General features: G+C 50.1%; 30 protein-coding genes and 1 tRNA gene. 19 read left to right on the forward strand and 12 right to left on the reverse strand.

The window, feature by feature from the left end; translation table 11 throughout:
• Nucleotides 1-45: 45 nt before the first annotated feature.
• Both HMPREF2872_RS07905 and HMPREF2872_RS07910 read right to left on the reverse strand, forming a co-directional pair.
• Nucleotides 46-375: a rhodanese-like domain-containing protein gene (locus HMPREF2872_RS07905; RefSeq protein WP_003679997.1), complete on the reverse strand. Its 330-nt coding sequence runs from the start codon at nucleotides 373-375 to the stop codon at nucleotides 46-48.
• Nucleotides 376-427: 52 nt separating this feature from the next.
• Nucleotides 428-1084: a protein-L-isoaspartate O-methyltransferase family protein gene (locus HMPREF2872_RS07910; RefSeq protein WP_003683725.1), complete on the reverse strand. Its 657-nt coding sequence runs from the start codon at nucleotides 1082-1084 to the stop codon at nucleotides 428-430.
• A gap of 182 nt (nucleotides 1085-1266) precedes the next feature.
• Between HMPREF2872_RS07910 and tpiA the strand changes: the two genes are divergently transcribed.
• The 5 genes from tpiA (at nucleotide 1267) to HMPREF2872_RS07935 (ending at nucleotide 3642) form a co-directional block, all read left to right on the forward strand.
• The gene (gene tpiA, locus HMPREF2872_RS07915) at nucleotides 1267-2040 is read left to right on the forward strand and encodes a triose-phosphate isomerase (RefSeq protein ID WP_049351298.1); all 774 of its coding nucleotides are present in this window, start codon (nucleotides 1267-1269) and stop codon (nucleotides 2038-2040) included.
• A 7-nt stretch (nucleotides 2041-2047) separates the two neighbouring features.
• Complete coding sequence (secG, locus tag HMPREF2872_RS07920) at nucleotides 2048-2407, forward strand: preprotein translocase subunit SecG (protein ID WP_049351297.1); 360 nt, start codon at nucleotides 2048-2050, stop codon at nucleotides 2405-2407.
• Between the two features lie 15 nt (nucleotides 2408-2422).
• Nucleotides 2423-2508: transfer RNA gene (locus tag HMPREF2872_RS07925), tRNA-Leu, on the forward strand.
• 90 nt (nucleotides 2509-2598) lie between these two features.
• Nucleotides 2599-3156 carry a UbiX family flavin prenyltransferase gene (locus tag HMPREF2872_RS07930; RefSeq protein WP_063076774.1) on the forward strand — a complete coding sequence of 186 codons (558 nt, stop codon included), beginning with the start codon at nucleotides 2599-2601 and terminating at the stop codon, nucleotides 3154-3156.
• 51 nt (nucleotides 3157-3207) lie between these two features.
• On the forward strand, nucleotides 3208-3642 hold the full coding sequence (locus HMPREF2872_RS07935; RefSeq protein ID WP_070632754.1) for a PNPOx family protein: 435 nt from the start codon (nucleotides 3208-3210) through the stop codon (nucleotides 3640-3642).
• A 53-nt stretch (nucleotides 3643-3695) separates the two neighbouring features.
• Here the strand turns inward: HMPREF2872_RS07935 and ppk2 are convergent, their stop codons facing one another.
• A complete protein-coding gene (ppk2, locus tag HMPREF2872_RS07940; protein ID WP_070632756.1) occupies nucleotides 3696-4625 on the reverse strand; it encodes a polyphosphate kinase 2 in 930 nt (309 codons plus the stop codon).
• Between the two features lie 167 nt (nucleotides 4626-4792).
• Between ppk2 and HMPREF2872_RS07945 the strand changes: the two genes are divergently transcribed.
• The 11 genes from HMPREF2872_RS07945 to HMPREF2872_RS07990 all read left to right on the forward strand — a co-directional run bounded on the left by HMPREF2872_RS07945 (nucleotide 4793) and on the right by HMPREF2872_RS07990 (nucleotide 14736).
• The gene (locus HMPREF2872_RS07945; protein WP_070632758.1) at nucleotides 4793-6577 is read left to right on the forward strand and encodes a bifunctional chorismate-binding protein/class IV aminotransferase; all 1785 of its coding nucleotides are present in this window, start codon (nucleotides 4793-4795) and stop codon (nucleotides 6575-6577) included.
• A 101-nt stretch (nucleotides 6578-6678) separates the two neighbouring features.
• Complete coding sequence (locus HMPREF2872_RS07950; RefSeq protein ID WP_049328785.1) at nucleotides 6679-7539, forward strand: ParB/RepB/Spo0J family partition protein; 861 nt, start codon at nucleotides 6679-6681, stop codon at nucleotides 7537-7539.
• A 275-nt stretch (nucleotides 7540-7814) separates the two neighbouring features.
• A complete protein-coding gene (locus HMPREF2872_RS11390; RefSeq protein ID WP_083311766.1) occupies nucleotides 7815-8168 on the forward strand; it encodes an ATP synthase subunit I in 354 nt (117 codons plus the stop codon).
• On the forward strand, nucleotides 8158-9024 hold the full coding sequence (gene atpB, locus HMPREF2872_RS07955) for a F0F1 ATP synthase subunit A (protein WP_049351291.1): 867 nt from the start codon (nucleotides 8158-8160) through the stop codon (nucleotides 9022-9024). The genes HMPREF2872_RS11390 and atpB overlap by 11 nt, the downstream gene beginning before the upstream one ends.
• A gap of 63 nt (nucleotides 9025-9087) precedes the next feature.
• On the forward strand, nucleotides 9088-9324 hold the full coding sequence (atpE, locus tag HMPREF2872_RS07960) for a F0F1 ATP synthase subunit C (RefSeq protein ID WP_003676106.1): 237 nt from the start codon (nucleotides 9088-9090) through the stop codon (nucleotides 9322-9324).
• A 73-nt stretch (nucleotides 9325-9397) separates the two neighbouring features.
• Nucleotides 9398-9868: a F0F1 ATP synthase subunit B gene (locus tag HMPREF2872_RS07965; RefSeq protein WP_004464459.1), complete on the forward strand. Its 471-nt coding sequence runs from the start codon at nucleotides 9398-9400 to the stop codon at nucleotides 9866-9868.
• Nucleotides 9869-9872: 4 nt separating this feature from the next.
• The gene (locus HMPREF2872_RS07970) at nucleotides 9873-10406 is read left to right on the forward strand and encodes a F0F1 ATP synthase subunit delta (protein WP_070632760.1); all 534 of its coding nucleotides are present in this window, start codon (nucleotides 9873-9875) and stop codon (nucleotides 10404-10406) included.
• Between the two features lie 10 nt (nucleotides 10407-10416).
• Nucleotides 10417-11964 carry a F0F1 ATP synthase subunit alpha gene (atpA, locus tag HMPREF2872_RS07975; protein ID WP_003676111.1) on the forward strand — a complete coding sequence of 516 codons (1548 nt, stop codon included), beginning with the start codon at nucleotides 10417-10419 and terminating at the stop codon, nucleotides 11962-11964.
• Between the two features lie 24 nt (nucleotides 11965-11988).
• A complete protein-coding gene (gene atpG, locus HMPREF2872_RS07980; protein WP_070632762.1) occupies nucleotides 11989-12864 on the forward strand; it encodes a F0F1 ATP synthase subunit gamma in 876 nt (291 codons plus the stop codon).
• 38 nt (nucleotides 12865-12902) lie between these two features.
• Nucleotides 12903-14300 (forward strand): F0F1 ATP synthase subunit beta, encoded by a 1398-nt coding sequence (gene atpD / locus HMPREF2872_RS07985; RefSeq protein ID WP_003683789.1) that lies wholly within the window; start codon nucleotides 12903-12905, stop codon nucleotides 14298-14300.
• Between the two features lie 10 nt (nucleotides 14301-14310).
• On the forward strand, nucleotides 14311-14736 hold the full coding sequence (locus tag HMPREF2872_RS07990; RefSeq protein WP_003683708.1) for a F0F1 ATP synthase subunit epsilon: 426 nt from the start codon (nucleotides 14311-14313) through the stop codon (nucleotides 14734-14736).
• Nucleotides 14737-15106: 370 nt separating this feature from the next.
• Here the strand turns inward: HMPREF2872_RS07990 and HMPREF2872_RS07995 are convergent, their stop codons facing one another.
• From HMPREF2872_RS07995 to HMPREF2872_RS08020, 7 genes are all read right to left on the reverse strand, one after another.
• Nucleotides 15107-16819, reverse strand: coding sequence for a flotillin family protein (locus HMPREF2872_RS07995; RefSeq protein WP_070632765.1), 1713 nt, complete (start codon nucleotides 16817-16819; stop codon nucleotides 15107-15109).
• A 57-nt stretch (nucleotides 16820-16876) separates the two neighbouring features.
• Entirely contained in the window at nucleotides 16877-17086 is a 210-nt protein-coding gene (locus HMPREF2872_RS11615) for a hypothetical protein (RefSeq protein ID WP_141752860.1), read from the reverse strand.
• Between the two features lie 30 nt (nucleotides 17087-17116).
• Nucleotides 17117-17809 carry a transglycosylase gene (locus HMPREF2872_RS08000; protein WP_070632767.1) on the reverse strand — a complete coding sequence of 231 codons (693 nt, stop codon included), beginning with the start codon at nucleotides 17807-17809 and terminating at the stop codon, nucleotides 17117-17119.
• Nucleotides 17810-17893: 84 nt separating this feature from the next.
• Nucleotides 17894-18463 carry a hypothetical protein gene (locus HMPREF2872_RS08005; RefSeq protein ID WP_070632769.1) on the reverse strand — a complete coding sequence of 190 codons (570 nt, stop codon included), beginning with the start codon at nucleotides 18461-18463 and terminating at the stop codon, nucleotides 17894-17896.
• A gap of 78 nt (nucleotides 18464-18541) precedes the next feature.
• Nucleotides 18542-19207, reverse strand: coding sequence for a YqiJ family protein (locus tag HMPREF2872_RS08010; protein WP_070632771.1), 666 nt, complete (start codon nucleotides 19205-19207; stop codon nucleotides 18542-18544).
• A 241-nt stretch (nucleotides 19208-19448) separates the two neighbouring features.
• Nucleotides 19449-19931, reverse strand: coding sequence for an OsmC family protein (locus HMPREF2872_RS08015; RefSeq protein WP_070632773.1), 483 nt, complete (start codon nucleotides 19929-19931; stop codon nucleotides 19449-19451).
• Nucleotides 19932-19999: 68 nt separating this feature from the next.
• A complete protein-coding gene (locus HMPREF2872_RS08020) occupies nucleotides 20000-20227 on the reverse strand; it encodes a hypothetical protein (protein WP_070632775.1) in 228 nt (75 codons plus the stop codon).
• A 132-nt stretch (nucleotides 20228-20359) separates the two neighbouring features.
• On the opposite strand from HMPREF2872_RS08020, the gene HMPREF2872_RS08025 reads away from it, so the two are divergent.
• Both HMPREF2872_RS08025 and HMPREF2872_RS08030 read left to right on the forward strand, forming a co-directional pair.
• Complete coding sequence (locus HMPREF2872_RS08025) at nucleotides 20360-20704, forward strand: hypothetical protein (RefSeq protein WP_070632777.1); 345 nt, start codon at nucleotides 20360-20362, stop codon at nucleotides 20702-20704.
• A 48-nt stretch (nucleotides 20705-20752) separates the two neighbouring features.
• Nucleotides 20753-21142 (forward strand): PepSY domain-containing protein, encoded by a 390-nt coding sequence (locus HMPREF2872_RS08030; protein WP_070632778.1) that lies wholly within the window; start codon nucleotides 20753-20755, stop codon nucleotides 21140-21142.
• Nucleotides 21143-21230: 88 nt separating this feature from the next.
• Here the strand turns inward: HMPREF2872_RS08030 and HMPREF2872_RS08035 are convergent, their stop codons facing one another.
• On the reverse strand, nucleotides 21231-21893 hold the full coding sequence (locus tag HMPREF2872_RS08035) for a PspA/IM30 family protein (protein WP_070632780.1): 663 nt from the start codon (nucleotides 21891-21893) through the stop codon (nucleotides 21231-21233).
• Nucleotides 21894-21947: 54 nt separating this feature from the next.
• On the reverse strand, nucleotides 21948-22448 hold the full coding sequence (locus HMPREF2872_RS08040) for a hypothetical protein (RefSeq protein ID WP_003759852.1): 501 nt from the start codon (nucleotides 22446-22448) through the stop codon (nucleotides 21948-21950).
• A 355-nt stretch (nucleotides 22449-22803) separates the two neighbouring features.
• Between HMPREF2872_RS08040 and polA the strand changes: the two genes are divergently transcribed.
• Nucleotides 22804-25593: a DNA polymerase I gene (polA, locus tag HMPREF2872_RS08045; protein WP_070632782.1), complete on the forward strand. Its 2790-nt coding sequence runs from the start codon at nucleotides 22804-22806 to the stop codon at nucleotides 25591-25593.
• Nucleotides 25594-25787: the final 194 nt, after the last annotated feature.

Consider the following 25787-nt stretch of genomic DNA (forward strand, 5'->3'; position numbering starts at 1 on the left):
CGTCTGAAATCCAGTTTCAGACGGCCTTTTATTGATAAAACCGATTCAATATCGCATCATTTTGCTGTCTACCTGCATTGCCCAAGCATCGATACCGCCTTGCAGGTTGTAGAGGTTTTCAAATCCGGCGTCTTCTAAATACATTGCCGTGTGCAGGCTGCGGATGCCGTGGTGGCAGTAAACGACAATGGGTAAATCGTCGTCGGGCAGCTCGTTTTGACGCAGGGGGATGAGGTTCATCGGGATATGAATGGCGGCGGGCAGGGTGCAGATGGCGCGTTCTTCATCGGTGCGGACGTCGAGCAGATGAAATGCGCGGCCTTCGTCCTGCCATTGTTTCAATTCGGTGGGCGAGAGTTGGATAATGTCGGTCATAGGGTTGGGTATAAAAGTATGAGGCCGTCTGAACTTTCAGACGGCCTGTTGTTTAAAAATCGAAATCGCCGAACGGATTGGCCGATTTGTCTTCCAAGTGTGCCACGACGGTGTCGAACAATACTTTTTCGGAAAACTCATTGCCGTTACGCGTCAGCAAAAGCGCGCGTTGTACCGGTTTGCGGCCGACGATGACCACCATACGGCCGCCGTCTTTCAGTTGCTCTTTCAGAATTTCAGGCACGCTGTCTACTGCGCCGCCCACATAAATCGCATCAAAAGGAGCGCCTTGCGATGCTTCGGTCAGGCCGTTGTTTTGCACATAATCGACGTTGGTAAAGCCCAATTCGTCCAAAACTTTTTTGGCGCGTTGCTGCTGCTGGGCATCGATGTCGTCAGTGACGACTTTGCCGGCCAGTTTGGACAGCAGGGCGGTTGCATAGCCTGAGCCTGTACCGATTTCTAAGACGGTTTCGTCTTTTTTCAATTTCAAACCTTGAGCCAGGCGGGCAACGACTTTGGGTTCCAACATCTTATGACCGTTGGTCAGCGGCAGCTCCATATCCGCATAGGCCAAACCTTGAAAAGCCTCGCCGACAAAATGTTCGCGCTCGATCTCCTCCAAAGCATCCAAAATGTCGAAGTCCAAGACATCCCACGGACGAATCTGCTGTTCAACCATATTGAAACGCGCTTTTTCAAAGTCCATATTTGTGCTCCGTTCAATTCTTAATTTTATCGAAGCATACATTATAAATCCTTGTCGGAGAGTGTGCCATCTTTCAGACGGCCCAGAGGCTCGTTAATAATTGCCAAGCGCACATATATCCACTAAACTTTGACATTACACGACGCTACAGCAAGCAACAACCAACACACGGAGCAATAAAGATGTATCACCAAATCGGAATGTGGGATCAAAAATGGGTTATCGGCAACTGGAAAATGAACGGCCGACTCCAAAACAACAATGCGCTTATGCACCGCTTCCGTGTCATGCCAACCGCAGAACGCGTGTTAATCGGTCTGGCTGCTCCGACCGTTTATCTGTTGCAACTGCACAACGCCATGCAGATTGTTTTGAACAACCGTATCTTGACCTGTGCGCAAGACGTGAGCCGTTTCCCGAATAACGGCGCGTACACCGGCGAAGTGTCCGCCGAAATGCTTGCCGACATCGGTACTGACATCGTCCTCATCGGCCACTCCGAGCGCAGCCTTTATTTCGGCGAGAAAAACGAAATCCAACGCCGCAAAATGGAAAACGTCCTCAACGTCGGCCTGATTCCATTGTTGTGTGTCGGTGAAAGCCTGGAAGAACGCGAAGCCGGCAAAGAACACGAAGTCATTACCCACCAGCTTTCCATCCTGCAAGGTTTGAACACCAAAAACATCGCCGTTGCCTACGAGCCGGTTTGGGCGATCGGTACAGGCAAAGTCGCCACTGTCGAACAAATCGCCGACATGCACGCATTTATCTACAAAGAAATCTTGTCTTTGTGCGGAAGCGATGTTAAAATCCGCGTTCTTTACGGCGGAAGTGTGAAAGCGGATAACGCGGCCGACATCTTCGCAGTACCTCATGTAGACGGCGCATTGGTTGGTGGCGCGTCATTATCATATGACTCCTTTACCGCCATCATCAACGCAGCACAAGCCTCGTAGAAAACATATGGAAGCCTTTAAAACCCTTATCTGGATCATTAATATTATTTCCGCTTTAGCCGTAATCGTGTTAGTATTGTTGCAACACGGTAAAGGCGCGGATGCCGGCGCAACGTTCGGTTCCGGCAGCGGTAGCGCGCAAGGCGTATTCGGTTCTGCCGGTAATGCCAACTTCTTGAGCCGCTCAACTGCTATTGCCGCAACATTTTTCTTTGCGACCTGCATGGCGATGGTGTATATTCACACCCACTCCAGTAAGCACGGTTTAGACTTCAGCGATGTGAAGCAGAGCCAGCAAGCTCCTAAGCCTGCAACGCCTGCACAAAACAATACAACTCCTGTTGCACCGAATCCTCAGCAGCAGTAAGGCAATTTGATTTATGCCGACATGGTGGAATTGGTAGACACGCTATCTTGAGGGGGTAGTGGCCATAGGCTGTGCGAGTTCAAATCTCGCTGTCGGCACCACATTAGAAAATCTAACCGCTTTTTAGCGGTTATTTTTTCGTCTTGAGAATCTGCCTTTCATTTATCTTTAGGCCGAGACAGGAAAATACAATGAAGCGTTTGGTTGTCGGCATCAGCGGTGCCAGCGGTTTCCAGTATGGCGTGAAGGCTTTACAGCTTTTGCGTGAGCATCAGGTAGAAACGCATTTGGTGGTTTCGCAAGGGGCGGAGATGACCCGCGCTTTGGAAACGGATTACACCAAGGAAGATGTTTATGCTTTGGCGGATGTTGTGCATTCCGTCCGTAATGTCGGGGCAAGTATTGCCAGTGGATCGTTTTTGACGGATGGAATGTTGATTGCACCGTGTTCAATGAAAACTTTGGCTTCGGTTGCTCATGGATTTGCCGATAATTTGCTCAGCCGTGCGGCGGATGTAACGTTGAAAGAGCGGCGCAAGCTGGTGTTGATGGTGCGTGAAGCGCCGTTAAACTTGGCGCACATTGAAAATATGCGCCGTGTGACAGAAATGGGAGGTATTGTGTTTCCTCCCGTTCCGGCTTTATATCAGAAGCCTGAATCCATTGAAGATATGATTACACACAGCGTCTCTCATGCTTTGGACTTGTTCGGTATCATTCAAAACAATGTGCCGCGCTGGCAGGGATGATGTTTCAGACGGCCTGAGCATAAGTTACGACTGAGAATGAAGATAAGAGCCATGCAAACAATTCCTGCCAATATAGTTAAGTTTTTGAGTAATCATCATGTCGTCAGTATTGCTGCTGCGGAAGAGGGCGAAGTTTGGGCAGCTTGCTGTTTTTATGTGTTTGATGAGGCGAATGCCCGATTGATTGTGTTGACTTCTTTGAAAACGAGACATGGCGGAATGATGAGCCGGTCAGCCAAAGTAGCCGGTACTATTGCCGGACAATCTGACAGCATCACGAAAATCAGCGGCATTCAGTTTGCGGCGACTGCCGCTTTGATTGAGGATGAAGCGGATTTGAAAGCGGCGCAGTCTTTGTATTACAAAGCGCATCCTGCTGCCAGAGTGATGAAAAGCGATGTTTGGGCATTGAATTTGGACAGTGTGAAATTCACTGACAATAAATTGGTATTCGCACAAAAAACGTACTGGAATCGCGAGGATTAAGAAAAGGCCGTCTGAAAGATGAAATTTCAGACGGCCTTTGGTAATGTTACAAATTAATCGTGTCCGAGATCGACAGTTTTTTCTTTGTAACGTGTATCAGGAATCAAAACAATTTTCTCGTCCACTTTGCCGATGGCTTTCACGTCTTTGCCCGGATAGTCCAGCTGATGCAGGAAGTAGCGGATACAGTTCAAACGTGCACGTTTTTTGTCGTCGGAACGGATGATGACCCAAGGCGCGTCGCCGGTGTGGGTGTGGAAGAACATGGCGTTTTTGGCTTCGGTGTAGTCGTCCCAGCGGTCGAGCGATTGGATATCCACTGGAGACAGTTTCCAGTGTTTCAGCGGGTCGTCACGACGGGAGATGAAGCGACGGAGTTGTTCTTCACGGGATACGGAGAACCAGAATTTGAACAGATGGATGCCGCTGGCAACAAGCATACGTTCCAATTCAGGGGTTTGACGCATGAAGAGCAGGTATTCGTTAGGTTCGCAGAAGCCCATTACGCGTTCTACGCCGGCACGGTTGTACCATGAGCGGTCGAAGAATACCATTTCGCCTGCGGTCGGCAGGTTTTGGATGTAGCGTTGGAAATACCATTGGCCGCGTTCGGTAGTGGTCGGTTTCTCCAAAGCAACCACGCGCGCGCCACGCGGATTCAGGTGTTCCATAAAGCGTTTGATGGTACCGCCTTTACCGGCTGCGTCGCGGCCTTCAAAAAGGCTGACGATACGCTGGCCGGAATCTTTAACCCAGCTTTGTACTTTCAACAATTCGATTTGCAGCTTCTGTTTTTCTTTTTCGTAAACAGAGCGGCGCATACGTTGTTTGTACGGGTAGTTGGCAGGAAGCGGTGCGCTGCTGGAATCTTCGTCAGTGCCGCGTCCTTCGTGTTCCAAAACAGCCTTTTCGAATACTTGCAGCTGGTCTTGTTTCTCGCCCAGTTCAACATTCTCGAACGGTTCTAATTGGTGGTCTGCCATAAAGTCTCCTTATCGATTAAGTTTTAAATGATATGGTGTGGTATGACTTGATTTTACCTCTTTATGCTGTATTAGCCTACATAAAATTACACATAAGCGATTTTTTCCGGCTTGTTTGATAATTTTTGTAAAAACAGCGTATAATCAGCCTATTTGTATAATACATCATGCCTTATTTCGCCCTGTTCGACGATGCGTTAAGCGGTCGTGCAAAACTCTATCAAAATCATGTGGAAAGCTGCCTTTTTCATCATAACGAACTGGCGTCGTTGGATGATGTTTTGCAGGCGGGTTGGAAAAAAGGCCTGTATGCAGTGTTGTTTGCAGACTACGAATTCGGATTGCCACTGATGGATATTTCATCCGCGCGCAGTGGTAATTTGCGTTTGCACTGGTTTGCCGATTGTTCCGAAATCAATGCCGAAAGCTGGCTGGCCAATCATTCAGACGGCCTTGAGGCAGGTATCTCCACTCCCCGATTCTCCGTATCCGAAGCCGATTATCTCGAGCATATCAACCAAATCCACGAATCCATCCGCCGCGGCGATACCTATCAAATCAATTACACCGCACGCCTGCACCTGCAAACGTACGGCAATCCGATTCAGCTTTACCGCCGCTTGCGCCAGCCTGTGCCGTATGCCGTTTTGTCTTGTCTGCCCGACGAGGCAGGGCAGGACGCATGGACTTTGTGTTTTTCTCCCGAACTTTTCCTCAAAATCGATTCAGACGGCCTGATCACAACCGAGCCTATGAAAGGTACTGCGCCGATTCTTCATGATGGACAAGATGAACGCCGCGCCGTTGAATTGCAAAACGATCCTAAAAACCGCGCCGAAAATGTGATGATTGTCGATTTGTTGCGCAACGATCTCGGCAAAATCGCACAAACGGGCAAAGTACGCGTGCCTGAACCGTTTAAAGTTTCCCGTTTTGGCAGTGTTTGGCAGATGACCAGTGCCATCGAGGCGCAGGCGCTGCCTGATGTTTCGGTTGCCGATATTCTCCGTGCAGCCTTCCCATGCGGCAGTATTACCGGCGCGCCCAAACGCATGAGTATGCAGATTATTGAGTCTCTTGAATCCGAACCGCGCGGTTTGTACACAGGCAGCATCGGCTTTTTGCATCCGTGCGATACGGGTTTGGGATTTGAAGGTGTATTTAATGTCGTGATTCGCACCTTATCCCTGAAACCAGTTTCAGACGGCCTTTATCAAGGCGTTTATGGAGTAGGTTCGGGGATTGTGATTGATAGCGATCCTGAAGCCGAATATCGCGAGTGCGGTTGGAAGGCGCGTTTTCTGAATGAATTGCGGCCTGATTTCGGTATTTTTGAAACCATGCGTGTGGAAGATAGACAATGCCGTTTGCTTGATTTGCATTTAGGCCGTCTGAACAGCTCGGCGCAAGCGCTCAACCTGACTTGGCCTGAAAATACAATAGAGAAAATCCAACACTATATAGATGCGTTGCCAAGTGGGTTATTTAGAGTCAAAGCCGCTTTGTTTTCAGACGGTCTTGTATTGAGTCATGCGGCTGTTTCCGAATTGGATGGGCAGCAATACGTTATCTTGAGTGAACACACATTAAGCCAACGCGATTATCTACGCCGCTTCAAAACCACGCGCCGTGAAATTTTTGACCAAGCGTGGAAAACGGCAGAAGGGCAGGGCGCATTTGACAGTCTGTTTTTCAATTCAGACGGCCTTTTGTTAGAGGGTGGAAGAAGCAATGTGTTCGTCAAATATCAAGGACAATGGCTCACGCCGTCTTTGGATTTAGATATTTTGAACGGGGTAATGCGCCAAGCGGTATTGAGGCATCCTCAGCTATATTTAGGTATGGATACGATAAGGGAAACACACATCACGCGTACCATGTTGGAAAATGCGGAAGAAATCCGCTTAAGCAACGCTTTAAGGGGCGTGTTTGCGGTTTCGCTCCGTAAATAAATGGCAATAGTCAAATCATCGTGATTCAAATTGTCGTAAAGCGGCAATATCCGATAGAATACGTCATTTCAACAATGAGGCCGTCTGAAAGGGAAAACAATATGGCAAAAGCAAAAGGTGGATTGGGACGCGGTTTGGATTCGCTGATTTCCAATGCAGTGGACAGCAGTAGTAGCGACCGCCTGACAACGGTTGCCATCGCCGATATTCAGCCCGGCCGCTATCAGGCGCGTGTGCAAATTGATGATGAAGCTTTGCAGGAATTGGCCGATTCCATTAAAGCGCAAGGCATTATCCAGCCGGTTATCGTACGCGAACGTGGTCTGTCTCAATATGAATTGATTGCCGGCGAACGCCGTTGGCGCGCTTCCCAGTTGGCCGGTTTGACCGAGATTCCCGTCGTTATCAAAACCATAAGCGACGAAACCGCGTTGGCCATGGGTTTGATTGAAAACCTGCAACGTGAAAACCTGAATCCGATTGAAGAAGCGCAAGGTTTGAAACGCCTTGCCGACGAATTCGGCTTGACTCATGAAACCATCGCAAAAGCCGTCGGTAAAAGCCGTAGTGCCATCTCCAATAGCCTGCGCCTGTTGAGTCTGCCTGAGCCGGTTCAGGAAATGCTTTATCAACGCCGTCTGGAAATGGGTCATGCCCGTGCGTTGTTGACCTTGCATGTGGTTGACCAATTGGAGTTGGCGCAAAAAGCTGTCAAAAATGGTTGGTCGGTGCGCGAGGTGGAGCGCCGCAGCCAGTTGGCGCATCAAAAAGCCAAACCGGAAGCAGCCAAGACCATCAGCCCGGATATCCGCCGTATTAATGATGCCCTGACCGAGCGTTTGGGTGTCAATGCCGAAGTCAAAACCAGCAATCAGAAAAAAGGCAAAATCATACTGCATTTTGATACGCCGGAAACGTTCGAATATTTGCTGAAACAGTTAGGCATTAATCAAGAGTTTTAACGGTTTTATAAACAGGCCGTCTGAAAAAAATTTTCAGACGGCCTGAATTTTTGATAAAAGGACTGGTCGTACAGATGTTTACAATACAAATCAAAATCTTCTGTAAAATCTGTGTAGCAACATGTAATTTGTGTTAAACTCCGTTCCTGCAAAGATTTGTTTTATATGTGTTAATCATTCATCTGTGAAAGGTTCACAAAGATTAACATATTGCTTGACGTTAACAAACTTCTTGATTATATTAATTTACCTTGCGTTTTGGGGTGTGAAGTACAATGAATCAAATAGTCCCATTGCAAGTGATTGTATTGTTAATAATTTCAGTTGTTTGTGCGTTATTTTCCGGGTTGCCCGGCTTCCTCTCTGCTTTGGTGGGAGGATTTTCGTACATTTTACCTACCCTGGTTGCAGTTTTACTTTTAAAGTTTTCCCGACGAAATCCCGATCTGCAAAGGTCGATGTTTGTCGGTGGAGAGGTTTTAAAAGTAGTGCTGTCGCTGGTATCTATGTCGGTCGTTTTTGCGATATGGCATCAATCGCTGGTATTTTTCCCATTCTTATTGGGGTTACTCAGTGTCAGTCATTTGGTTTTTTTAGTATTGTTGAGAGTGAAACACTATGGCAGGTGAAACTATGACCGCTGCCGACTACATCAAGCACCACTTGCAAAGCTTGACCAGTATGTCGGATGTTACTCAGGGTCAAGGACTGAAAAACATCGCTGATTTTTCGTTCATTAACCTTGATGCAATCTTTTTTGCTGTTCTGTTAGGCGTAATCGGCAGCTTCCTTTTGTGGCGCGGTGCCAAAAAAGCAACGGCTGGCGTGCCTGGTCGTTTTCAAGCAGCTGTTGAAATTTTGTTCGAATTCGTGGATAACATGTGTAAGAGTATTATTCACAACGAACAATCGCGTAAAGCCGTTGCGCCTTTGGGTTTGACCCTGTTTGTCTGGATTTTCCTGATGAACGCCATGGATATGTTGCCGGTTGATTTGCTGCCGATGGTATGGCAAGGCGTTACCGGTAATCATCATGCACTGTTGCGCGTTGTACCGACTGCTGACTTGAATACGACTTTGGCTTTGGCAATCGGCGTATTGTTGGTATGTATTTATTACAATATCAAAATCAAAGGCTTTGGCGGTTGGATTCACGAATTGTTCAGTGCGCCTTTTGGTCCGATGCTTGCTCCGGCCAACTTCTTGTTGAACTTGGTAGAGTTCTTGTCCAAAACCGTATCCCACGGTATGCGGTTGTTTGGTAATATGTATGCCGGTGAGCTGGTGTTCCTGCTGATTGCTTTGTTGGGTGGCGCATGGGCATCAACCGGCAGTATCGAGACTTTGGATCCAATTTTATTTGTGTTCCACCTGATTGCCGGTTTGGCTTGGGCGATTTTCCACATTTTGGTTATCACCTTGCAGGCATTTATTTTCATGGCGTTGGCGTTCGTATACATCGGACAAGCGCATGATGCACACTAATCAAGTAGTTTTTTCGTAGTTTGTTTTTGTAGTTTAACCTTTACTATCTTAAGGAGTTTAAAAATGGGTTTGATTGCTATCGCATGTGGTTTGATCGTTGCCTTGGGTGCATTGGGTGCCTCTATCGGTATCGCAATGGTTGGTTCTAAATACTTGGAATCTTCTGCTCGCCAACCTGAGCTGATCGGTCCTCTGCAAACCAAACTGTTCTTGATTGCTGGTCTGATCGACGCAGCCTTCTTGATCGGTGTGGCTATTGCCCTGTTGTTCGCCTTCGTTAACCCGTTTGGTGCTGCGTAATCAAGACGGAGCGATCCGTTCAGATACAGGCTTATGGTCTGTTTGATTAACCCAGATACGAAGGTTAAGTAACGTGAATATTAATGCAACCTTATTTGCGCAAATCCTGGTTTTCTTTGGCTTGGTTTGGTTTACGATGAAATTCGTATGGCCTCCGATTGCCAAAGCGTTGGATGAGCGTGCCGCAAAAATCGCCGAGGGCTTGGCTGCTGCCGAGCGCGGTAAGAGCGATTTTGAGCAGGCAGAGAAAAAAGTTGCAGAACTTATGGCCGAAGGGCGTAATCAGGTAACCGAAATGGTTGCCAACGCCGAAAAACGTGCTGCAAAAATTGTAGAAGAAGCCAAAGAGCAAGCTTCTCATGAAGCAGCACGCATTGCAGCCCAAGCAAAAGCTGATGTGGAGCAAGAAGTTAACCGTGCGCGCGAAGTGTTGCGCGAACAGGTTGCTACACTGGCTGTTAAAGGTGCGGAATCTATCTTGCGTAAGGAAGTTGATGCTTCCAAACATGCAGATTTGCTCAGTACCTTAAAACAGGAGCTGTAATCTTATGGCAGAGTTCGCAACGATTGCCAGACCTTATGCGAAAGCATTGTTTAGTCTGGCTCAGGAAAAAAACCAAATCGAGTCTTGGTTGGGCGAACTGAAAGAACTCGCAGCGGTTGTTCAAGATGAGAAAGTCATTGCTCTCATCGAGCAACCGGAAACGGGAACTTCCGAAAAAGCAGAGACGCTCAAAGGTCTTGTCGGTATCAAAAATGTCGAATTGGCAAATTTCATTACCGTTTTGGCCGAGCAAAAGCGTTTGCTGGTATTGCCGGAAATTTATGCCCAATATCAAGATTTGACCTTGATACACAACAATACGAAATCGGCAGTAATTTACAGCGCGTATGAACTCAGTTCTCAGCAGCTGGCCGATGTTACCGATATCCTGACAAAACGCTTCAACAGCAAATTGGATGTGGTAGCTAAAGTTGCCCCTGAATTAATCGGCGGCATCAAAGTAGAAGTGGGTGATCAGGTCTTGGATTTGTCCGTACAAGGCAAACTGAATGCTTTGTATGCGACTATGACAAATTAGGAGAGTTTTCATGCAGCTTAATCCTGCTGAAATTAGCGATTTGATTAAAGCCAAAATCGAAAATCTGTCCGTCAATGCAGAAGTGCGTACCCGTGGTACCGTTGTTTCTGTTACAGACGGCATTGTGCGCATTCATGGCTTATCAGACGCGATGCAAGGTGAGATGCTCGAATTCCCCGGTAACACTTTCGGTCTGGCCATGAACTTGGAGCGTGACTCCGTCGGTGCCGTAGTGTTGGGTGAGTACGAACACATTAAAGAAGGCGATACAGTTACCTGTACCGGCCGTATTTTGGAAGTGCCGATCGGTCGTGAACTGGTTGGCCGCGTAGTTGATGCATTGGGTCGTCCTATCGATGGTAAAGGTCCAATCAACACAACATTGACTGCTCCAATCGAAAAAATTGCACCAGGTGTGATTGCGCGTAAATCGGTTGACCAACCAATGCAAACCGGCCTGAAAGCCATTGACTCTATGGTTCCGGTTGGTCGTGGCCAACGTGAGTTGATCATTGGTGACCGTCAAACCGGTAAAACTGCCGTAGCACTGGATGCCATCGTTAACCAAAAAGGTACAGGCGTTATCTGTATTTATGTGGCTATCGGTCAAAAAGCATCTTCTATTGCCAACGTAGTGCGCAAATTGGAAGAGCATGGTGCGATGGAACACACTATCGTAGTCGCTGCAACTGCTTCTGAAGCCGCTGCACTGCAATACATCGCTCCTTACTCCGGTTGTACCATGGGCGAATTCTTCCGTGACCGTGGTGAAGATGCGTTGATCGTATACGATGACTTATCTAAACAAGCCGTTGCATACCGTCAAATTTCCCTGCTGTTGCGCCGCCCTCCTGGCCGTGAAGCATATCCTGGCGACGTATTCTATCTGCACTCCCGTCTGTTGGAACGTGCGGCCCGCGTTAGCGAAAACGAAGTTGAAAAACTGACCAATGGCGAAGTAAAAGGCAAAACCGGTTCTCTGACTGCGTTACCAATTATTGAAACCCAAGCCGGTGACGTATCAGCATTCGTACCAACCAACGTAATTTCGATTACAGACGGCCAAATCTTCTTGGAAACCGACTTGTTCAACGCCGGTATCCGTCCTGCAATCAATGCCGGTATTTCCGTATCGCGCGTAGGTGGTGCAGCACAAACCAAAGTCATCAAAAAACTGGGTGGCGGTATCCGTTTGGCGTTGGCACAGTACCGTGAATTGGCGGCGTTCTCGCAATTTGCTTCCGATTTGGACGAAGCAACACGCAAACAGCTGCAACACGGTGAAGTGGTTACTGAATTGATGAAACAAAAACAATTCAGCACATTGAACACTGCCGAAATGGCATTGACTTTGTGGGCGATCAACAACGGTTCTTACGCAGATGTTCCGGTATCCAAAGCCTTGGCTTTCGAAGCAGAATTCTTGAGTTTCGTACGTACGCAACATCCTGAGGTTCTGGAAGCGATTAATGCATCAGGCGCAATGTCTGACGAAAGCGAAAAAGCATTGACCGAAGCCATGAAATCTTTCAAATCTTCTTACGCTTACCAAGCATAAGTATTGAAATGAAAGGAGTCTGAAATGGCAGTCGGAAAAGAGATTCTCACCAAAATCCGTAGTGTTCAAAATACCCAAAAGATCACTAAAGCGATGCAAATGGTGTCGACCTCTAAAATGCGGAAGACTCAAGACCGGATGCGCTTAGCGCGTCCGTACGCCGAGAAAGTGCGTACAGTGATGAGCCATCTTGCACAGACCAATACCGATCATGGTATCAAATTGTTGGATCCGCACCGCGAAGTGCGTCGTGCCGGTTTCATTTTGATTACCTCGGATAAAGGTTTGTGCGGTGGCTTGAACGCAAACGTACTGAAAAAGTTTTTGGCGCAAGTTCAAGAGTATCAGGAACAAGGCATCGAAGTCGAAGTCGTGTGTCTGGGTAGTAAAGGTTTGGCTGCATGCCAAAGCATCGGTTTGAATGTTATTGCCAGCGCAACCAATTTGGGCGATACCCCAAAAATGGAATTGCTGCTCGGTCCTCTGACCGAAATCTTCCAACGTTATGAGAAGCATGAATTAGACCGTATCCATATGGTTTACTCACGTTTCGTCAATACAATGCGCCAAGAGCCGCGTATGGAAGTTTTGCTGCCTATCGGTGAAAACGTTATTGACGACGAAGCGGGTCATTCTTCATTTGCTTGGGAATACCGCTACGAGCCGAGTCCTATCGCCGTATTGGAATATTTGGTTCGCCGCTATTTAGAGTCTGTGGTTTATCAGGCATTGAGCGACAACATGGCATCTGAACAAGCCGCGCGTATGGTAGCGATGAAAGCCGCAACCGATAACGCAGGCAATGCCATTAAAGAATTACGCTTGGTGTACAACAAATCGCGTCAAGCCGCGATTACCACAGAATTGTCAGAAATTGTAGCAGGTGCAGCGGCAGTTTAATGCCGTCTGAAGCCTGAACAGGAAATTAGGATACGATAATGAGCCAAGGCAAAATCGTACAAGTTATTGGTGCGGTGGTTGACGTGGAATTTCCACGCGACGCTATCCCGCATGTTTACGATGCCCTAAAATTGGACGAGAATGGTCTGACTCTGGAAGTTCAACAACTTCTGGGTGACGGCGTTGTCCGTACTATTGCAATGGGTAGTTCAGACGGCCTGAAACGCGGCATGTCTGTAAGCAATACTGGTGCGCCAATCACTGTGCCGGTAGGTAAAGGTACATTGGGTCGTATTGTCGACGTATTGGGTACGCCTGTTGATGAAGCAGGTCCGATTGATACCGACAAGAGCCGTGCCATTCACCAAACTGCTCCGAAATTCGACGAGTTGTCTTCAACTACCGAATTGTTGGAAACCGGTATTAAAGTGATCGACTTGCTGTGTCCGTTTGCTAAGGGCGGTAAAGTAGGTCTGTTCGGTGGTGCCGGTGTGGGCAAAACCGTGAACATGATGGAATTGATCAACAACATCGCCAAAGCGCACAGCGGTCTGTCCGTGTTCGCAGGTGTGGGTGAACGTACCCGTGAAGGTAACGACTTCTACCACGAGATGAAAGATTCCAACGTATTGGATAAAGTAGCTATGGTGTATGGCCAAATGAACGAACCTCCAGGCAACCGTCTGCGCGTTGCTTTGACCGGTTTGACTATGGCCGAATACTTCCGTGACGAAAAAGACGAAAACGGTAAAGGTCGCGACGTATTGTTCTTCGTTGACAACATCTACCGTTACACTCTGGCTGGTACCGAAGTATCTGCACTGTTGGGCCGTATGCCTTCTGCAGTGGGTTACCAACCGACATTGGCTGAAGAAATGGGTCGTTTGCAAGAGCGTATTACCTCTACCCAAACCGGTTCCATTACTTCCATCCAAGCCGTATATGTACCTGCGGATGACTTGACTGACCCGTCTCCAGCGACAACTTTCGCCCACTTGGACGCAACCGTCGTATTGAGCCGTGATATTGCATCTTTGGGTATTTACCCGGCAGTTGACCCGCTTGATTCTACTTCACGCCAATTGGATCCGATGGTATTGGGTCAAGAGCACTACGACGTAGCGCGCGGTGTACAGTCTACTCTGCAAAAATACAAAGAATTGCGCGATATTATCGCCATTCTGGGTATGGACGAATTGTCTGACGAAGACAAACTGACTGTGATGCGTGCCCGTAAAATCCAACGCTTCCTGTCTCAACCGTTCCACGTTGCCGAAGTATTTACCGGTTCTCCAGGCAAATACGTTTCATTGCGTGACACCATCGCCGGCTTTAAAGCCATCTTGAACGGCGAATACGACCATCTGCCTGAACAAGCGTTCTACATGGTAGGCGGTATCGAAGAAGCGGCTGAGAAAGCGAAAACCTTAAACTAAGGAGGCCGGCATGAGCACCATGCAAGTTGAAGTGGTTAGTAGCGAGCAAAACATCTATTCGGGCGAGGCCAGCTTTGTGGTGGTTCCGACCGTTCAAGGTGAGCTTGGTATTTATCCACGACACGAGCCGATTATGAGTTTGGTACGCCCCGGTGCATTGCGTTTGACTGTTCCGGGTGAAGCTGAAGAAGTGCTGGTTGCCGTTTCCGGTGGCGTTTTAGAAGTACAGCCTGATAAGATCACAGTATTGGCAGACGTTGCCGTCCGCAGTACCGAAATGGATCAGGCGCGTGCTGAAGCAGCTAAAAAAGCAGCCGAAACTGGTGTTTCTGAAGCCCGAGACGAAAAATCTTTGGCCGAAGCGCACAAAGCATTGGCAGCTGCCATTGCCCAGCTGAAAACTTTGGATTACCTTCGTTCGCAAAAAAACAAGTAATGTGGGTTCATGAAGAAAAAGCACAACGAAATGTTGTGCTTTTTTATTTGCCTGAAGATAAGCGGCTTGATATTGAAATGTCGATAGATGAGTAGATGGCAAGTTTGAAATCGAAACGGTAGAACCGGCTTCTATGACTAAATTGTTGGTGGATCATTGTCGAAGCAGTTAGTCTTGTGATTCGCTATTTAAAATAGCCCACCCAATCTTTTTATCCTTGAAAACAGATTGGATGATTCCTAATTTATTGCAATCGTAATAGAATTGAATTTATCAGTATTGAAAATATTAGCGTTTCTCTGAGCTCGCATACAAAAAAGGCTGTCTGATACTTTTCAGACGGCCTTTAAACCATTATTACGGCATCCGTTTATGATTGGTCGATAGTTTTATCCAGTCCTTGGGTCAGACCGTTGATGTCGCCACCATTCAGTCCCAACTCTTTCAAGAGACCGTCAACCAACGGGGCTTGGCTGCGGTAGCGCAGGGCGCTATTGACCATTTGGTCTGCAAGGCTGGCTTGTGTGGTTTGGCCGTCTGAAACACCTTCCGCACCGTTTGCACCACCGGCAAAGCCACCCAGACCATTAACTTGCAAAATCTTGATGTCTTCGATTTTTTCCATCGGGCGGACGGATTCGCGGATGATGTCAGGAAGATGTTTCAAGAGGGCAAGGCGGACTTGCATTTCAACCTGTTCAACGCTCAGGACGTTGGCAGCTTCGTTCACAGCGCGGGTACCTTCGGCATCAACCTTGTATTGTTGCTCTTGCGCTTGTGCCAACAGAATTTTGGCATCGGCCTCCCCCTTGGCTTGCAGGCGGTGTTTTTCGGCTTCGGCTTCGGCGGCGATACGTACGGCTTCAGCGCGGTCTTGTGCAGCTTGTTTTTCAGCTTCAGCAGCAACAGTGAGCGAAATCGCATCTTTTTGCGCGGCTTCTTCGGCGGCAATCAATTCCACCGCTTTGGCACGCTCGGCGCGCTCAGTTTCGCGCACGGTAATCACGCTTTCTTCTTCGTGCACGGCGGCGGCGCGGGCTTTGTCGGCTTCGGCTTTGGCTTCCGATTCGGCGCGGGATTTTTCGGCGACGGCAATCGCTCTGTCCTGCTCGGCCAGCTCGATGGCTTTGCGCCGCTCGACTTCGGCCTGCTCCACGGCCTGCGCCTTGCGGATGTCTTCGTTTTTAATGTCGCGTTCGGCGGCGATGCGTTTCAAATCCACTTCGCGTTCGGCAGCGATTTTGGCTTCTTCCGCTTCACGTTTTTTCTGCGCTTCCTGCTCGGCGATGCTGGCTTCCTGCTCGGCGCGGCGCACGGCGATTTCGCGTTCTTGTTCGAGTTTGGCGTATTCTTCTTCGCGCGAGATTTTCAGGCGTTGCTGCTCGGCTTCGAGGTTTTTGGTTTTAATCGCCAAATCGGTGTCTTGTTCGATTTCGTTGCGTTTTTTGCGGCGGCCTTCGATGGTTTCGGTCAGTTTGGTCAGACCTTCCGCGTCAAACGCATTTTGCGGGTTGAAAAACTCGAAGCTGGTCTGGTCGAGGCCGGTCAGGGAAACGGTTTCGAGTTCGAGACCGTTTTTAAACAAGTCTTCGCTCACGACTTGTTGCACTTTCTGAACGAAATCAACACGTTTTTCGTGCAGCTCTTCCATCGCCATTTCAGCGGCAACGGCACGCAGGGCATCGACGAATTTACCTTCGACGAGGTCTTTCAATTCGTCGGGCGACATGGTTTTCATACCCAGCGTTTGCGCGGCGGTGGCAATGCTCTCGGCGCTGGGTTTGACGCGGACGTAAAATTCCGCCATCACATCGACGCGCATCCGGTCGCGGGTAATCAACGCCTGCTGCGCCGCGCGGCGCACTTCGAGACGCAATGTGTTCATGTTGACGGGGATGATTTCGTGCAGCACGGGCAGCACCATCGCTCCGCCGTTCATGATGACTTTTTCGCCGCCGAAGCCGGTACGAACGAAGGAGACTTCTTTACTGGCGCGGCGGTACAGGCGGGTGAGGATGAGGCCGAGTACGAACAGCGCGATGAGTATGACGCCGGCGATGATGCCGATGGAAACTAAGTTCATGGGTTTTCCTTTCTTGTTGTCGATATACCCTTGAGGGGCGTGGGTTCAGACGGTTTTTTAGGGTTTGGGGTCGTCTGAAAGGTTAAAAATCTGGGATTTTAAAGGTAGGTCGGATTCAAGAATCCGACCTACCATTTCTGTTTTTTGCAAACCGTAGCGTGGGCTTTGCCCGCGACTTACTGCCGCTTGAATTAAACGATCATCCGAGCTGTTTGCTTCGTGGGCAAAGCCCACGCTACGGACTTGGTTATTTAACATAGGCATCATGTCGAATTACGCCGGAGACGGATATTTGGCCTACCACGTTTTCTGTTGTTGTGCATATTTTTGGAACAATTTTGCCAACCCATTCCAGCAGTAATATGCAGCACATCCCGACAGTACGGTTAGGATGAAGATAAAGCAGAAAGTAGCAGGCTCAATTCCTTCAGGCAATGCCATTTGGCGCAGAAGCGCATACAGGCAGAGCAAGATGGTTGCCGACCATAACAGTGCAAAAATAAAGCTCCATATCAGCCGCCATACCGTTGCACGGACTTCGGTATTTTTCCGTAGCCGGTAATCGGCAATCAGCCGTTTGCCGCGCAAATATGCAGACACGCCCGCCAAGCCGCTAAAAATCAGGCAAAAAACCACCAATCCTATGTTTTGTTTATCAAAAATGATGCTTGCAAAAAATAAGGCGAAAAATGTTTCAAGCGTCCATATTGCCCAATGAATGGCGGGGTAGCGGATTTGCGGGTTTTCAGACGACCTGAACCAGCCTGTCAGTCGTCCGCCGAAATAGATACCGTACCACGCCCCTGCCGACAATAAGGCGACGAGTATCAGATTTGCAGGTTCACTGCCCGCTCTGGTCAGACCATACAAAGCCGTTACACCCGACAGAAACGCGGCAAGCCACAATATTAAGGCCGTTGTCCGTTTCAGCCATAATGCTGCCGAGTTGGATTTTTCCAAACTTGGCTCGTTGTTAAGAGAGTTATCCATACAAATTTGTTTTCCTGATTATTGTTTTGTGTTTTATCAATATTCTTGGGTGTTTCTTTTTTCGCAGTCTGATAGCTGGGTATCTTACCTTGAATTCCACTGCCAACCTGTTAATTCAATCAATGCGTTTTGGGAAGCTGTTGTACAAATATTGTGTCTTCCTAAGCCCAGTAGCCCACAGATGACTGTTGTTCCTTTACGTTCGGTAATCAGACTGACTCCGATGATGTCACTCATATGTATACGGTCAAACTTCCTGTAAGCCCCGTCATGTCCGCCTTGATAACGGATGCGTCCGAATGCACCGTAAATAATCAATTTTTCGCGATCAATATAAATCGATTTCCGGGTAGTCAGCCCGCACCACCAACGTTCCGCACGCCACAGCCACAATAGCGTGGATACAATAGCCAGCAGCCAAGTCATGTTGTTTGAAAGCGATAGATCCATCCATTTAACTATCTTCAGCCAGAGACCGCCTACGCCGATGAGACTGAACAAGAAAGCAACCAAGGGCTGAAACAACAAACCTCTAAATAACGAATGTTTAAACAGCAGCCCGTCGCCGACAACGATAACCCCTCGCGGCAGCTTGTTTTTCAACGCTTCGATGCGGGATTGCATATCACGCTCAGGCTGCGCCAAATGATCCATATCTATCCCCGTTTTGTTTTTCTAATCTGATAAAAATGATGGTTCATTGCAAACCGGCGTTTATCTTTTCAGACGACCTCAATCCACCAAACTCCCGCTCGGATTCAAAATCGCTTTAAACGTACTTCCCTCCAGCGACACCAGCAACACCGCGTCTCCTTGTTTCAATACTTCGTCGGAATCCGGTTCTGCCATCACATAATGCTGCTGTCCGTACTCATCCTTCACCCGCACCTGCGCCGCGCTGCCTGCCCGTGCTTCGCCCAGCACCACTGTGCCGATGCGTCCGATTAGGCTTTCCTGCGAAACGGCGGTGGTTTCGTCTTTGGGCATGATTTTGTACAGTCCGCCCGCCGTCAGGCGCACCAGCGGCAGCGAAAGGAACCACACGGCTACTGCCGCCAGCCATCCGTTCAGATAACTGCCGAACACGGCGGCAAAGGTCGTCTGAAACAGGTAGCCCGTCAGTCCGTACACGGCAAGGAACACGACCATCAGCATCAACACCGGCACGCGACCGACATACAGCCAGCTCAGAAACCTGACGAACACGCCCGCGTCCGCAGCGTCCAGCCCGACTTCGGCGTGCGCGGTTTCGGTCAGGCTGTCGGGCAGCAGGTTGTCCAGCCAGTCGCTGATGCCGCCCGCCAGCATGGAGATGACTTCCAACACGCCGAGCAAAACCATCAGCGCGATGGCGATGCCGAAGATTTCCGTTTCGGGGGCGTTGATTAAATTCCACATATTCCGTTCCTTGTTCTGTCAACTTTCAGGCGACCTTAAATAGACTGCTTGCGAAAATTTGAATGTTTGATTGCCGTCATTCCCGCGTAGGCGGGAATCTAGAAGTTTGAGATTACGGCAATCTTCAAATAATACTTCTGAAGAATCGAGGTCTGGATTCCCGCCTACGCGGGAATGACGGCATTAGGTATGCCTTATTTGAATTTGACCTATCCGTGCATCCCAAACAGACATTCGATTTTCAGACGACCTCTTCACTCTCAATCTCTGCGCGGCATTCAATCGGAAAGTTGACCGAGTTGGCGATGAAACACAGGCGGTGCGCTTCGTGATGCAGTTCCAAAGCCTTGGCGCGGTCGTTTCCTGCGGCGATGGTAACGCGCGGCTTCAACACGGCGGAGACGAAACGCCCCGCGCTCCCATTTCCGCCTTCGTCCATCACCGCTTCGGCGTGGTCGGTGTAGGCGGTAACACAGATGCCCGCGTCGGCACACAGGTGCAGGTACCATAGTTTGTGGCAGGCAGAAACGGCGGCCAACAGCATTTCTTCGGGGTTCCATCGACCCGCATCGCCGCGGAAGGCAGGGTCGGCGGAACCGTGCAAGTCGGGCTTGCCCTCGGCGGAAACAGTAAAGTTACGCAAATAAGCGGTGTAGGATGATGTGCCTTCGCCGAGATTGCCCGTCCATGTTGTCGCAGTGCGGTAAGTGTGTTTTTTGCTCATTCAGAAACTCCTTTCGATAATTTGCCGTTCGCAGCAATAAAGACGGTATCAGCCTTGAAACGCCGACTCTAGCCGAGCCAGATATAGGCCGATACGCCTGCCGTTATGCTGATGCCCAGCCACAGCAGGATTTTGGTTTCCGCCCATACGTCATCCCAATACCTCCCCCGCAGCGCGCTGATGATTTCGGGGGTGAAACAGAATTTTACGCATTCAAGGAATTCATCCCAATCCTCAAACAGCAGGACATAAAGCACTGCGGCGGTTATCAAGGCAATCAAAACAGCAAAAATCATGGGATTATCCCTATCCGTTTTCAGACGGCCTGTGCGTACCGTAAAGAAAGGTCGTCTGAAAACGCTCCTAACTTTTCCCTAAGTCCTGCGTGTTTAAATGTCTATACCGACAACAGACGCAAAGGGAACGAAATGAAATATCCGCAGTCGCAATATATAGAACCGTTCAAACCGCTTTTGAAAAAATTGCTGCTTCCTGCCGCCGTCATTTGCGCCATTTTTCTTGCAGCAGAAGGTTTCGACCTTTACGAAGACTACGCCCAATACCGTATGGAAACCGACCCGTCGTTTGCCCGACACCACAACCGCGCCGTGTCCATCCTGCAAGGCAGAGGCTACGAAGTCCACGACTCCGACACCGACCTGCATTGGGCGAGACCCGTTTTGGAGTTTGAGGCCTACAAAGGCAGCTTGGAATACAAAATCGTGATGTCTTATCCCGATTTGAACATTATCGAAGAACGCGTTGATTTATAACCGCGCCCGAACATTCTTTACTTACCCCACGTCCCGAAAGGATACGACATGAAAAAACTATTACCGGTATTACTCTTAGGCAGTATCGCACTGGCTGCCTGCGCCGCCCCTTATCCCGATGATTATTACGACGACTACTATTATGACCGCTATGAGCGCGATTACGATCGTTATGACGACTACCGTTACCGCGACGGCAAGTATTACGATGACGACTACATCGAACACCAAATTTACAGCGATCCGTCTTTCGAACAAAAACGCGCGCAAGTCATGCGGATACTCGAACGACGCAGCTACCGCGTCCATGAAATCGAAGCCGACGACCGCCGCGGCCGCCCCGTACTAAAAGCCGAAGCCTTCAGAAACGGACGCGAATACGACATCGTTTTCTCATGGCCGGATTTGCGGATTATCAGCGAACGCATCGACTACTGATTTGTTCCGCCATACGCCGCAAGGACAAGCTCCGCGCGGCGTTTTTCTTTTCAGACGACCTTATTTGTTAGGAAGGTCGTCTGAAAACTTATTTTCCAGCCTTCAATGCCGCCAATCGTTCGGCAATACGGTTGTTGCGGCTCAAGTCTTCCAATTCCTTCAATTTTGCCAACTGCGCCGCATCGGTGCTGCTGTGTACCGCGTTTTGACGGCCCATCACGCGGTCGAAAGCGTTGCCGCTTTTTTCGGCATCACGGGCGATGCGATTGAGGTCGCTGCCGCCTGCAGCTTTGCCTGCGCCAGCGTTCTGCTGCGTGGCGCGCCAGTCTTGCAACTGCTGCTGCATCTCGCGCTTTTTCGCCTGCAAGGCGGCGATAAAGCCTTCAAGTTCTTTTTCCTGCGCGGCACAGTCGGCAATGGTGTTTTCCAAAACAGGCAGACGCGCTTCGATGTCCATTTGTTCGGCGATGCCCACCTCGGCAAGGTCGTCGCGCCCAGCGGCTACGGCAGCTTGCAGGTTGGCATCGATGGCTTCGTGGCGGTTGCTCTCGTCCGCCATTTTCTTGGCGGCAAGGTGTTTCTGCGCCAACACTTTGCCCAACTCGGCACGCACTTCGTCCACCGCCCGCTCGATTTCGCGGATGCTCTCGTTCATGACCGCCTCGGGCGCAAGGTTCTCCGCCGCATCAATCAGGGCATGAAAACCGCCGCTCACCAGACGGCCCACTCTGCGGGATAGGGTTTCGCTCATTTGGATTTTCCTTTCAATAAAACGTGTTTGATTTAAGTGGGTGCAGGATAGACCTCAAACCTCGCCCGCCTGCTGCACAATCTTCGCCAGTTTCAAAGTATTTTCAAGCTGTTGCAACACAGTATCGTCGTATGCCGCGCCTTTGCCGGTTACGGCGAGCTGCAAGATGCTGTCGGTGAGGCGGACGATGCGCCACATCAGTTCGCGTTCGTATTTTTTCAAACTGTCGAGGTCGGCTTCTTCGGGCAGGTCGGCTGCGAGCGTCGCGCCCAAGTCGGGCAGCTGCTCAAACAATCGCGCCACGATATGCGAATGCACCCCCGCCTGCTTTTCCGCGTGCAGCACGTCATGTTTCGCCGCTTGGAAAAACTGCTCCTGCGCCGTCAGCGCGGAACCGTAATCGCGCGTCTGCGTATGCGCCAAACGCGCCTGCTTGAGCAGCTCGCGGATTTTTTCAGACGGCGTATTCGCGCCTTCGATTTTTAATTCAGCAATAAAATCAGCGTCTTCCTGAGTAATTCGCACGCTAACGGGGATACGGTTTGTTGCATTCATATTCGTTTGATTTGGTTTGTATTCATTTGTATCAAATATACAAGATGAAATGACAAGGCGCAATATTTGAAATGGTTTATTTTTGTAAACCCTAGGGGCTGTCGACATTTAATTTTCCAAGTGGATTTTTGTTCACAAAGCGGAAGATTCAAGGCGGAAACCGCAACAAGGTTGGACACCTTGTGAGGATTTCCAACGCGGAAGATACCGCTTTGGGGATAAAAAGACACGGAAACTATTGAATGTTGACAGCCCCTGGTACGCGCTGAAACACGTTTGCGGATACATGGGGAGAACCGAGCTTTTCCTTTATAATCCCTCCATCTATTTTTCACTTATTTCAAGCAGGTTCACCATGTCCAAACCCACTCTCCTACTCGTTGACGGCTCTTCTTATCTTTACCGCGCTTATCACGCGATGGCGCAGTTGTCCGCGCCTGACGGTGCGCCGACGGGTGCGCTTTACGGCGTGTTGAACATGTTGCGTCGGCTGCGGGCGGATTATGTTCATGATTATTGCGCGGTGGTGTTTGATGCGAAGGGTAAGAATTTCCGCCACGAGATGTTCCCTGACTACAAGGCGACACGCCCGCCGATGCCGGACGATTTGCGCCCGCAGGCGGAAGCCTTGCCGGATTTGGTGCGGCTGATGGGCTGGCCGGTGCTGGTGATTCCGCAAGTGGAAGCGGACGACGTTATCGGCACGCTGGCGGCGATGGCCGGTGAAGCGGGTTGGGATGTGGTGGTGTCCACCGGCGATAAGGACATGGCGCAGTTGGTGAACGAGCGCGTGACGCTGGTGAACACGATGAGCGGCGAAACGCTGGACATTGAAGGCGTGAAGGAAAAATTTGGCGTGCGCCCCGACCAAATCCGCGATTATCTCGCGCTGATGGGCGACAAGGTGGACAACGTGCCGGGCGTGGAAAAGTGCGGCCCGAAAACGGCGGTGAAGTGGCTGGAAGCCTACGGTTCGCTGGCTGGTGTGGTGGAACACGCTGCGGAAATCAAGGGCAAGGTCGGCGAAAACCTGCAAGCTGCGCTGCCCCAACTGCCGCTGTCGTATGATTTGGTGACGATTAAAACCGATGTGGACTTGCACACCGAGCTTTCAGACGGCCTCGAAAGCCTGCGCCGTACTTCGCCGAAATGGTCGCAGCTTGCGGTCGATTTCAAACGCTGGGGCTTCCGCACTTGGCTGAAAGAAGCGGAAAGCCGTATGCACGAAGCGGCGGACGGCGATTTGTTCGGCAGCGATACGATAGGCGAGCAGGCGGCGTTGGACATGGAAACGTCGTCTGAAAGGCTACCTGAAAAAGCCGTTGCCCCCGAAAAGCTGGATTATCAAGCCGTTACCACCGAAGCGCAGTTTGCCGCTTTGTTGGACAAACTGTCTCAGACGGACACAATCGGCATCGATACGGAAACCACGTCCCTAGACGCGATGAACGCCGCACTGGTCGGCATCAGCATCGCGTTCCAAGCAGGCGAAGCGGTTTACATCCCCGTAGGCCACAGCCTGACTGCTGCGCCCGAACAGCTTGATTTGCAAGACGTATTAGGTCGTCTGAAACCGCATTTGGAAAACCCCGCCCTGAAAAAAATCGGGCAAAACCTCAAATACGACCAACACGTTTTCGCCAACTACGGCATCGCCCTGAACGGCATTGCCGGCGACGCCATGCTCGCTTCCTATATCATCGAGAGCCATCTCGGACACGGCTTAGACGAATTGTCCGAACGCTGGCTCGGCTTGGAAACCATTACCTACGAATCGCTGTGCGGCAAAGGCGCGAAACAAATCGGTTTTGCCGACGTCGCCATCGGGCAGGCGACCGAATACGCCGCCCAAGACGCCGATTTCGCCCTGCGCCTCGAAGCGCACCTGCGCGCGCAGATGGACTCCAAACAGCTTGAAATGTATGAAAAAATGGAGCTGCCCGTCGCGCAGGTATTGTTTGAAATGGAACGCAACGGCGTGCAAATCGACCGCGTCGAGCTCGCCCGCCAAAGCGCAGAACTCGGCGCAGAGCTGATGAAGCTCGAACAAGAAGCCTACGCCGCCGCAGGTCAGCCGTTCAACCTCAACTCGCCCAAACAGCTTCAAGAAATCCTGTTCGACAAAATGGGCATTCCCACCAAAGGCCTGAAAAAAACCGCCAAAGGCGGCATTTCCACCAACGAAGCCGTGCTCGAACAGCTCGCGCCCGACTACCCCCTGCCCAAAATCATCCTGCAAAACCGCAGCCTGGCGAAACTCAAATCCACCTACACCGACAAACTGCCCGAAATGATTTCCCCCAAAGACGGCCGCGTGCATACCACCTACGCCCAAGCCGTCGCCATCACCGGCCGCCTCGCCAGCAACAACCCCAACCTGCAAAACATCCCCATCCGCACCGCCGAAGGCCGCCGCGTGCGCCGCGCCTTCACCGCACCGCAAGGCAGCGTCATCGTTTCCGCCGACTATTCCCAAATCGAGCTGCGCATTATGGCGCACCTCTCCGGCGACAAAACCCTCATCGCCGCGTTCCAAAACGGCGAAGACGTACACCGCCGCACCGCCGCCGAAGTATTCGGCACCGCCCCCGAAAACGTCTCGCCCGAACAACGCCGCTACGCCAAAACCATCAACTTCGGCCTCATTTACGGCATGGGCCAATACGGCCTCGCCAAATCGCTGGGCATAGACAACCTGTCCGCCAAAACCTTCATCGACCGCTACTTCGCCCGCTACCCCGGCGTCGCCGAATACATGCAGCGCACCAAAGAACAAGCCGCCGCCCAAGGCTTCGTCGAAACCCTGTTCGGCCGCCGCCTCTACCTGCCCGACATCCGCAACAAAAACGCCAACGCCCGCGCCGGAGCCGAACGCGCCGCCATCAACGCCCCCATGCAGGGCACCGCCTCCGACCTCATCAAACGCGCCATGATAGACGTGTCCCGCTGGCTGGTTTCAGACGACCTGAAGAGCAAACTGATTATGCAGGTGCATGACGAATTGGTGCTGGAAGTCCCCGAAGCCGAACTGGATTTAGTCAAAGAAAAACTGCCGCAGATTATGGCAAAAGTGGACGAAGGGATGTTGAACGTGCCGCTAGTGGCAGAAGTGGGCGTGGGTATGAATTGGGAAGAAGCGCATTGAGAGTTTATTTTGAAAAGGAATGAATTATGAGTGAAAAGAATGAAAATAGATGGTGGGAAAATTATTTAGTCCGTTATTTAGTACCTTCTATTGCTGGAATGTTTATTTTGATATGGTTAAATAACAATTCAGTAAAATCTGAAATAGTAGAATCTGGGGTAATAAAATCTAAAATAGCAGAAGTTGAGGTAATA

The sequence above is a fragment of the Neisseria sp. HMSC069H12 genome (assembly GCF_001812735.1).
GTDB classification, from domain to species: Bacteria; Pseudomonadota; Gammaproteobacteria; order Burkholderiales; family Neisseriaceae; genus Neisseria; species Neisseria subflava.